Source organism: Enterobacter sp. 940_PEND (genome assembly GCF_001059415.1).
Classification (GTDB): Bacteria; Pseudomonadota; Gammaproteobacteria; order Enterobacterales; family Enterobacteriaceae; genus Enterobacter; species Enterobacter cloacae_M.
Genome location: NZ_JUMS01000154.1, coordinates 1 through 9,247, shown reverse-complemented (window position 1 = coordinate 9,247; position 9,247 = coordinate 1). Strand labels below are relative to the sequence as shown.

At 53.9% G+C, this 9,247-nt stretch carries 8 protein-coding genes; 6 read left to right on the top strand and 2 right to left on the bottom strand.

What is annotated here, in order from left to right:
* The first annotated feature begins 28 nt into the window (after nucleotides 1–28).
* Nucleotides 29–997 carry an IS5 family transposase gene (locus ADJ24_RS21560; RefSeq protein WP_073971483.1) on the top strand — a complete coding sequence of 323 codons (969 nt, stop codon included), beginning with the start codon at nucleotides 29–31 and terminating at the stop codon, nucleotides 995–997.
* A gap of 318 nt (nucleotides 998–1,315) precedes the next feature.
* Here ADJ24_RS21560 and ADJ24_RS21555 read toward each other — a convergent pair whose 3' ends face one another.
* Nucleotides 1,316–2,341, bottom strand: a complete 1,026-nt coding sequence (locus ADJ24_RS21555) for an IS110 family transposase (protein ID WP_045340504.1) — start codon at nucleotides 2,339–2,341, stop codon at nucleotides 1,316–1,318.
* Nucleotides 2,342–2,719: 378 nt separating this feature from the next.
* On the opposite strand from ADJ24_RS21555, the gene mrkA reads away from it, so the two are divergent.
* The 5 genes from mrkA (at nucleotide 2,720) to mrkF (ending at nucleotide 8,258) form a co-directional block, all read left to right on the top strand.
* Nucleotides 2,720–3,328 (top strand): type 3 fimbria major subunit MrkA, encoded by a 609-nt coding sequence (gene mrkA / locus ADJ24_RS21550; protein WP_023311710.1) that lies wholly within the window; start codon nucleotides 2,720–2,722, stop codon nucleotides 3,326–3,328.
* Between the two features lie 95 nt (nucleotides 3,329–3,423).
* On the top strand, nucleotides 3,424–4,125 hold the full coding sequence (mrkB, locus tag ADJ24_RS21545; protein WP_000820818.1) for a type 3 fimbria chaperone MrkB: 702 nt from the start codon (nucleotides 3,424–3,426) through the stop codon (nucleotides 4,123–4,125).
* A gap of 11 nt (nucleotides 4,126–4,136) precedes the next feature.
* On the top strand, nucleotides 4,137–6,623 hold the full coding sequence (gene mrkC, locus ADJ24_RS21540; protein WP_000813718.1) for a type 3 fimbria usher protein MrkC: 2,487 nt from the start codon (nucleotides 4,137–4,139) through the stop codon (nucleotides 6,621–6,623).
* Complete coding sequence (gene mrkD, locus ADJ24_RS21535; protein WP_048703699.1) at nucleotides 6,614–7,609, top strand: type 3 fimbria adhesin subunit MrkD; 996 nt, start codon at nucleotides 6,614–6,616, stop codon at nucleotides 7,607–7,609. The genes mrkC and mrkD overlap by 10 nt, the downstream gene beginning before the upstream one ends.
* Nucleotides 7,610–7,622: 13 nt before the next feature.
* Entirely contained in the window at nucleotides 7,623–8,258 is a 636-nt protein-coding gene (gene mrkF, locus ADJ24_RS21530) for a type 3 fimbria minor subunit MrkF (RefSeq protein ID WP_000677445.1), read from the top strand.
* Nucleotides 8,259–8,292: 34 nt separating this feature from the next.
* Here the strand turns inward: mrkF and mkrJ are convergent, their stop codons facing one another.
* Nucleotides 8,293–9,009 (bottom strand): phosphodiesterase MrkJ, encoded by a 717-nt coding sequence (gene mkrJ, locus ADJ24_RS21525; protein WP_025714822.1) that lies wholly within the window; start codon nucleotides 9,007–9,009, stop codon nucleotides 8,293–8,295.
* Between the last annotated feature and the right edge of the window lie 238 nt (nucleotides 9,010–9,247).

Genomic DNA, 9,247 nt, shown 5'->3' with positions numbered 1-9,247 from the left:
TTGTTGAATAAATCGAACTTTTGCTGAGTTGAAGGATCAGATCACGCATCCTCCCGACAACACAGAGCATTCCGTGGCAAAGCAAAAGTTCAGAATCACCAACTGGTCCACCTACAACAAAGCTCTCATCAACCGTGGCTCCCTCACTTTCTGGCTGGATGATGAGGCGATTCAGGCCTGGTATGAGTCGGCAATGCCTTCATCACGAGGAAGGCCCCAGCGCTATTCTGATCTCGCCATCACCACCGTTCTGGTGATTAAACGCGTATTCCGGCTGACCCTGAGGGCTGCGCAGGGTTTTATTGATTCCATTTTTGCCCTGATGAACGTTCCGTTGCGCTGCCCGGATTACACCAGTGTCAGTAAGCGGGCAAAGTCGGTTAATGTCAGTTTCAAAACGTCCACCCGGGGTGAAATCGCACACCTGGTGATTGATTCCACCGGGCTGAAGGTCTTTGGTGGAGGCGAGTGGAAAGTCAGAAAGCATGGCCAGGAACGCCGTCGTATCTGGCGAAAGTTGCATCTTGCTGTTGACAGCAACACACATGAAGTTGTCTGTGCAGACCTGTCGCTGAATAACGTCACGGACTCAGAAGCCTTCCCGGGCCTTATCCGGCAGACTCACAGAAAAATCAGGGCAGCCGCGGCAGACGGGGCTTACGATACCCGGCTCTGTCACGATGAACTGCGCCGCAAAAAAATCAGCGCGCTTATTCCTCCCCGAAAAGGAGCAGGTTACTGGCCCGGTGAGTACGCAGACCGCAACCGTGCCGTTGCTAATCAGCGGCTGAGCGGAAGCAATGCACGGTGGAAATGGACAACGGAATATAACCGTCGCTCGATAGCGGAAACGGCAATGTACAGAATGAAGCAGTTGTTGGGAGATTCACTGACGCTGCGTGACTACGATGGTCAGGTAGCGGAAGCTATGGCCATGGTGCGTGCGTTGAACAGGATGACAAAGGCCGGGATGCCAGAAAGCGTGCGTATTGCCTGAAAACACAACCCGCTACGGGGGAGACTTACCCGAAATCTGATTTATTCATAGATGGTCGCCTCCTGTTTGCCAAGCTAAATATGTTGTGGTGGCTTTACTGGTCATCGATTGCAGCCATAGATCCGGACTTTGCCGAGGTGATGTAAAATACCTCTGTCCCTGATGGAATACGCTGATGGAGGCCTCTATCAACAAAGCGCTCTTTCAGGAGCCTTGAATAAACCGGGTTTTCCCCATCGCGGTCTGACCTGTCTTGCCATCACTTCATGCTTGCCTGGGTAATCGGTGGTGTTGTTTCTGTCTTACTGATTAAGCAACTTAAGCGCTTATTATTGGTGCACAATACTCCCGCTCTTTGGCCAGGAGCGCCCACACAGTCCGCGCATTCTTGTTAGCCAATGCTACCGAGGCAATGTTGTTATTCCGGCGCGCCATTAGCTGGTTAGCCCAGCTCGATACGGCATCCTGTTTATGTTTGGCCGACTGCAATACCGCCCTGGCACCATGGATAAGCAAGGTCCTCAAATAGGTATCACCTCGCTTGCTTATCCCGAGCAGGACTTGTTTACCCCCACTGGAGTGCTGACGTGGAACCAATCCGAGCCAGGCAGCCAGTTGTCGGCCTTTCTCGAAATTGTTGGCTTTACCAATGGTCGCAATCAGCGCGCTGGCGGTAACAGGGCCAATACCAGGGATCTTGCCGATACGCTGGCAGAGAGCATTTTGCCGATAGCACTGCTCAATCTGCTTGTCGAGTGTAGCGATGACATCGAACAGGTACGCCATGTGGTGCTGTAGTAGACTCAGCTGTGTACGAAACAGGACGGGTAACGGGTTATCCGCATCTTCCACGAGCTCAGGTAATCGTCGCTGTAGCTGCTGGATACCTCGGGGGACGACAATGCCAAATTCGGCCAATAACCCCCTGATTTGATTGGCTTGTGCGGTTCGCTGTTTGATGAAGCTCTGACGACTCCGGTGAAGTGCCAATACGGCTTGCTGCTCAGCGGTTTTGACCGGCACGAACCGCATGTTAGGTCGAGTGACGGCTTCACAAATAGCTTCAGCGTCTGCAGCATCATGCTTATTGGTTTTAACATAGGGTTTGACGAACTGAGGGGCCATCAGTTTGACATTATGGCCCATCGATATCAGTTTATTGGCCCAGAAATGAGCAGATGCACAGGCCTCCATGCCGATCAAACAGGGTGGGATGTTGGCAAAAAAGGAGGCCATTTGTGCCCGTCTGAGTTGTTTGTTGAACAACCGTTTTCCGTGCTCGTCAACCCCATGGATCTGGAAAACGTTTTTTGCCAAATCGATTCCAATAGTTTTAACGTTCATGATAGCAGCGCTCCGTTCAATGAGTGACGATTTATCGTCCCACTGTGGCACAAGAGATGGGAGGCGACCATTCCATTAACAAAGCCACACTAAATCAGTAAGTTGGCACTATTACCGCCGATTTATTCAACAAAGCCGTTGGCAGCATCACCGAACAAATGTATATTTGTCGGCGAATAAATAGCATTCTTTGACGCCGATAGCACCAGCGAACTTATATTTTTAGGTTCGTTACCTGACGCCTTAAATATTGCGGCTCCCGGTCAGTCGAAGATTCTATTAGCAGTGGCATAAATCAGCATCGCCTGATGTTTCTGGTTCTATGCGAATTCACAGTGTGCTCATTGATTCGTAATTCACTCTGACAAGGAAATGGCAATGAAAAAGGTTCTTCTCTCTGCAGCAATGGCAACTGCGTTTTTTGGCATGACTGCTGCCCATGCAGCTGATACCACTGTTGGCGGCGGCCAGGTTAATTTCTTCGGTAAAGTTACCGATGTATCCTGTACTGTTTCCGTTAACGGCCAGGGCAGCAATGCGAACGTTTACCTGTCTCCGGTAACCCTGACTGAAGTTAAAGCGGCAGCAGCGGATACTTACCTGAAACCGAAATCTTTCACCATTGACGTCTCTAACTGCCAGGCTGCTGATGGCACTAAACAGGATGACGTAAGCAAACTGGGCGTAAACTGGACCGGCGGTAACCTGCTGGCTGGCGCAACCAGCAAACAACAGGGCTACCTGGCGAACACCGAAGCTTCCGGTGCTCAGAACATCCAGCTGGTGCTGTCTACTGACAACGCTACCGCGCTGACCAACAAAATCATCCCGGGTGACAGCACTCAGCCGAAAGCGAAAGGCGACGCTTCCGCTGTAGCTGATGGCGCGCGTTTCACCTACTACGTAGGCTACGCCACCAGCGCGCCGACCACGGTAACCACCGGTGTGGTTAACAGCTACGCGACTTACGAAATTACTTACCAGTAATTCCGTCAGAAAATAAAACTGCCCCGCGATGGGGCAGTTAATAACAATAATAAAGCGGCAATGTCCGCCGCTTGTATTTTTATTCTGAGGTCAGCATGAAGCGTATTGCCCTTTTTTTCTGTTTCATTTTTAGTTTTGCGGCCCATGCCAACAATATTATTGTTAACGGTACCCGCTTTATTTATCCAGGAAATGAAAAAGAAATAACGGTACAGCTTTCAAATAACGCCGACCGTCCGGCGCTGGCGCAGGCCTGGCTGGATAACGGCGATGCCGATGCCACACCGGATACCATTACCACCCCGTTTATTATCACCCCGCCGATTTCGCGCGTTGACGCCAAGAGCGGCCAGACGCTGCGTATTAAGCTCGGTAGCAGCGCCGGTCTGGCGAAAGATAAAGAGACGCTGTGGTGGCTGAATCTGCTGGAAATTCCGCCGGTGGTGGCCAATCAGAAAAATGAAGGCCAGAACGTGCTGCAGCTGGCGATCCGTTCGCGCTTTAAATTTATTTATCGTCCTGCCGGACTGGGCAACCGCGATGCGGCGGCCGAGAAGCTGACCCTGACCGCCAGCGGCAGTAGTCTCGCCATCAACAACCCGACGCCGTTCTACATTACCGTCAGCCGTATTTCCCGCGACGGCGGTAAAGCCCTGAACAGTAAAACCGTGATGCTGGCGCCGCAGTCCAGCCAGACGGTGGCGCTCTCCTCCGCCGTCAACCGCGGCGAAACCCTGACCGTTAACAACATTAATGACTATGGCGCCGATGTCGCAGTGAAAGTGGCCGTTAAATAAGGGAAAAGCTAATGAAGCAGAGGTCATTCTGCCCGGGAAGATTAAGCACCGCGATCGCCATCGCGCTGTGCTGCTTTCCGCCATTTTCCAGCGGACAGGAAAACCCGGGAACGGTATATCAGTTTAACGACGGCTTTATTGTCGGCAGTCGCGAAAAGGTCGATCTGTCGCGCTTTTCGACCAGCGCGATTACCGAAGGCACTTACTCCCTTGACGTCTACACCAACGACGAGTGGAAAGGGCGCTACGATTTACGCATCGCGCGCGATAAAGATGGTCGGCTGGGCGTCTGCTACACCAAAGCGATGCTGGCCCAATATGGCATCGCGGCGGAAAAGCTCAATCCGCAGCTGAGCGAGCAGGAGGGCTACTGCGGTAGCCTCAAATCCTGGCGCAACGAAGAAAACGTCAAAGACAACCTGGTCCAGTCCTCCCTGCGGTTGAACATTTCGGTACCGCAGATCTATGAAGATCAACGCCTGAAAAACTATGTCAGCCCGGAGTTCTGGGACAAAGGTATTACCGCGCTCAATCTTGGCTGGATGGCGAACGCCTGGAACAGCCATACCTCTTCGGTAGGCGGGTCGGATAACAGCAGCGCCTATCTGGGCGTCAACGCCGGTCTGTCGTGGGACGGCTGGCTGCTGAAGCACATCGGCAACCTGAACTGGCAGCAGCAGCAGGGTAAAGCGCACTGGAACAGCAACCAGACCTATCTCCAGCGCCCTATCCCACAGCTCAACTCCATCGTCAGCGGCGGGCAGATTTTCACCAATGGTGAATTTTTCGACACTATCGGTCTGCGCGGGGTTAATCTTTCCACCGATGACAATATGTTCCCGGACGGCATGCGCTCGTATGCTCCGGAAATTCGCGGCGTGGCGCAGAGCAACGCCCTCGTCACCGTGCGCCAGGGCAGCAATATTATCTATCAGACCACCGTTCCGCCCGGACCGTTTACCCTGCAGGATGTCTATCCTTCCGGCTATGGCAGCGATCTTGAGGTCTCGGTGAAAGAAGCGGATGGCTCGGTAGAAGTGTTTAGCGTGCCTTACGCTTCCGTCGCCCAGCTGCTGCGTCCGGGAATGACCCGCTACGCGCTCTCCGCCGGTAAAGTGGACGACAGCGCGCTGCGCAACAAGCCGATGCTCTATCAGGCGACCTGGCAGCACGGGATCAACAATCTGTTGACCGGCTACACCGGGGTCACCGGTTTTGACGACTATCAGGCCTTCCTGGTGGGGACAGGGATGAACACCGGCATCGGCGCGCTCTCTTTTGACGTCACCCATTCGCGGTTGAAGAGCGATGCCCATGATGACTCGGGTCAGAGCTATCGCGCGACCTTTAACCGCATGTTTACCGATACCCAGACCAGCATCGTGTTGGCGGCGTATCGCTACTCGACGAAAGGTTATTACAACCTCAACGACGCGCTGTACGCCGTCGATCAGGAAAAAAATAGTCGCAGCAACTACACCCTGTGGCGGCAAAAAAACGGCATGACCTTCACGGTGAACCAGAACCTGCCGGACGGCTGGGGCGGGTTTTATCTCAGCGGCCGTATCTCCGATTACTGGAACCGCTCCGGGACCGAGAAGCAGTATCAGGTCAGCTACAACAATTCATTTGGTCGTCTCTCCTGGTCGGCGAGCGCGCAGCGCGTCTATACGCCAGACAGCTCCGGTCATCGTCGCGACGATCGTATTTCACTCAACTTCAGCTACCCGCTGTGGTTTGGCGATAACCGCACCGCCAACCTGACGTCGAACACCTCGTTCAATAACTCGCGCTTTGCCAGCTCGCAGATTGGTATCAACGGTTCGCTGGACAGTGAAAACAACCTTAACTACGGCGTGTCGACCACCACCGCCACCGGCGGTCAGCATGATGTGGCGCTCAACGGCAGCTACCGTACGCCATGGACCACCCTCAACGGCAGCTACAGCCAGGGCGAAGGCTATCGTCAGAGCGGCATTGGCGCCAGCGGGACGATGATCGCCCACAGCGGCGGCGTGGTGCTCTCACCGGAAAGCGGCTCGACGATGGCCCTGATTGAAGCCAAAGACGCGGCCGGGGCGATGCTTCCGGGATCGCCGGGCACCCGTGTGGACAGCAATGGTTACGCCATCCTGCCGTATCTGCGCCCGTACCGGATTAACGCCGTGGAAATCGACCCGAAAGGCAGCCATGACGACGTGGCCTTCGATCGCACCGTGGCGCAGGTTGTGCCGTGGGAAGGCAGCGTGGTTAAGGTCGCGTTCGGCACTAAGGTGCAGAACAACCTCACCCTGCAGGCGCGCCAGGCGAACCACGAGCCGTTGCCGTTTGCGGCAAGTATTTTCTCCCCCGACGGCAAGGAGATCGGCGTTGTCGGCCAGGGCAGCATGATGTTTATCAGCGATGCGAACGCCAAACGCGCGATTGTGAAGTGGAGCGGCGGGCAGTGTTCGGTGGATCTGGGACAGCAAACAACAAAGGATAGCGTATGTCGCTGAGGAAATTACTAACGCTTTTTATCGTCTTAATGGCGCTGGGAACCACCTCGTCCTGGGCCTCCTGTACGCGTCTCTCATCGCCAACGGTGATGCTGGACATGGTGGTGGGCAGGGTGGTGGTGCCCTCGGATCTGCCGGTGGGCTCGGTGATCCTTACCCGCGACTGGACGATGAGCGCTCCCGGCGGGGCAAGCTATCGCTGTACTTCCGGCACCAACCGCTTTGCGGCGAAGATCGTGTCGCCAGGGGCCACGGACCTTGGAAATAAAATCTACTCCACCAACGTGCCGGGAATCGGCATGCGTTTCAGCCGCGGCGGCGCAACGGTAAATATCGTCTATCCCGACGTCTTTTCGTCCCAGGTATATAACACCACCTACTATTCCCTCGAAGGGTCGCGCTTTACGCTGGAGATTATCAAAACCGCGGCAACCACCGGCAGCGGCACCCTGGCGGCGGGTAAGTACACCTCCTACGACTGGGAGAGCGGCGATAACCCGATCCTCGAAACCTATCTGAGCGCCAACGCCATCACCGTGGTCTCGCCCTCCTGTTCAGTGCTGAGCGGGAAAAATATGAATGTCGATGTGGGTTCCATCCGGCGCACCGACCTGAAAGGGGTCGGCACCACCGCCGGCGGGAAGGATTTTAATATCGACCTGCAGTGCAGCGGCGGCCTGAGTGAAACGGGATATGCCAACATTAGCACCTCGTTCTCCGGTACCCTGGCCACCAGCACTACCGCTACCATGGGCGCCTTGCTGAATGAAAAAGCCGGCAGCGGGATGGCGAAAGGCATTGGCATCCAGGTGCTGAAGGATGGCTCCCCGCTGCAGTTTAATAATAAATACACCGTCGGCCGCTTGAATAATCAGGAGACCCGCTACATCACCATACCGCTGCACGCGCGTTTTTATCAGTATGGCCCGACGACCAGCACCGGCGAGGTGGAGTCGCATATGATCTTTAACCTGACGTACGATTAATACGGGAGGGGGAATGAAGGGATTGCCGAAAAACACTATCGCGTGGCTGCTATTTTGCGGCAGCCTCGCCGCCCCCTCGGCGTGGGGTTTTGAGACCAATTACGATCGCGGACGGGTCGATTTTGCCGGGCGGGTGACGGATATTTCCTGTAGCATCGCGCTAAACGGCGGCCAGCATGCCGGCAGCGGTAATGTCTGGCTGGCGCCGGTCAGCCTGGCGGAAGTCCACGATCGCGGTGCCGGGGCGTTTATGAAACCGCAGCCGTTTACCCTGGCACTGTCAAACTGCCAGCTGCGCCATGATGGTGGGGCAGCCTCGCAGGATGAGGTGCGTCGGGTCAGCGTGCGCTGGGTCGATGGTTTTTTACTGACGGCGGTCGGTAACGAAAACGCCGGGTATCTGGCCAATACCTTGCCGGATGGAGCGCAGAATATTTATCTGGCGCTATCGACTAACGATAATAATACGCTGGATAAGAGTAATAAAATTGTCCCGGCGGACCCGCAGCAAAATCAGGTGCGTTTGCAGGAAAGCGCGGTCAGCGGCGGCCTGTTCACCTATTACGTTGGCTATGTTTCGCCAACGCCGAAAAGCGCCACCAGCGGGCCGATTACCAGCTGGGCAACGTGGGAATTAGTTTATAATTAAGTGACGTTAAAAAGCCGGGAATTCCCGGCTTTTTTTACATGGCAATATCATCGGCGACCAGTTGTTCAATACTGACTTCCCGCCAGTAATGTCCCTGGATAGCAAACCACTCCATTCCCTGCAGCCATTCTTTATGGGCTTCGCTTTCGACACCTTCAATAATCACATTATGATGGTTGCGCGATAAAAAGGTCACCAGCGCATCCATCAGCTGGCGGCCGGACTCTTTGCGCATCAGGTGCCAGAAAAAATCCTTATCAATTTTCACATAGTCAAAGTGATAACCGCGAATAGCGTTAATTCCCGCGTAGCCGGAGCCGAAGTCGTCGAGCCACAGTGAGGTATCCTGTGAGCTCTGCCAGGCGGCAAGAGAATTATGCAGCAGATTCTCGGCGTTTTCGGTTACCTCGAAATGGACGCAGGTCAGGGCGGCGACTTTGGCTTTTATATCCTTCTGGCGCAACAGGTTCAGGATATGGTCATCAACGTTAATTGTTGCGGAAATATGGTTACGTAAAAACCAGGCTTTATGCTTTTCAATCAGTGCCAGTTGTTCGAGAAAAATACGTTCACGAACGGCGGCGGTAGCATGGCGGAAAAAATCTTCGGGGGAAATAGAAAGATTATCAAAGCGGCTTAAGCATTCCACCGCGACCAGAGTACCTTGTGGGGAAAACATTTTCTGAAAGACGTAGCGTACAGCGATATCATTACGAGATAAAATGTTGTCTTCGAATATTTTAGTGTTCATTATCCCTCTTCACGAGGTAAGTCAAACAATAGGCAGAGGATACATTAATTATAGGCTACCTGATGATTAATGGGAATGGCGGGAAATGTAAATCAACAGCGAATAAGTACGCTTTATCCGCTACTGATTTACCGGGAGAACATTTAGCATTGATGGAGAGCGGCAATACGCTGATTCATAGTGCGGGAATTAGGTGATGCTGCCAACTTACTGATTTAGTGTATGATGGTGTTTTTGA

Bases quoted from the DNA above. Each gene is read 5' to 3' on its own strand.
- ADJ24_RS21555 (WP_045340504.1), bottom strand. From the start codon at position 2,341: ATGAACGTTAAAACTATTGGAATCGATTTGGCAAAAAACGTTTTCCAG.
- mrkA (WP_023311710.1), top strand. From the start codon at position 2,720: ATGAAAAAGGTTCTTCTCTCTGCAGCAATGGCAACTGCGTTTTTTGGC.
- mrkB (WP_000820818.1), top strand. From the start codon at position 3,424: ATGAAGCGTATTGCCCTTTTTTTCTGTTTCATTTTTAGTTTTGCGGCC.
- mrkC (WP_000813718.1), top strand. From the start codon at position 4,137: ATGAAGCAGAGGTCATTCTGCCCGGGAAGATTAAGCACCGCGATCGCC.
- mrkD (WP_048703699.1), top strand. From the start codon at position 6,614: ATGTCGCTGAGGAAATTACTAACGCTTTTTATCGTCTTAATGGCGCTG.
- mrkF (WP_000677445.1), top strand. From the start codon at position 7,623: ATGAAGGGATTGCCGAAAAACACTATCGCGTGGCTGCTATTTTGCGGC.
- mkrJ (WP_025714822.1), bottom strand. From the start codon at position 9,009: ATGAACACTAAAATATTCGAAGACAACATTTTATCTCGTAATGATATC.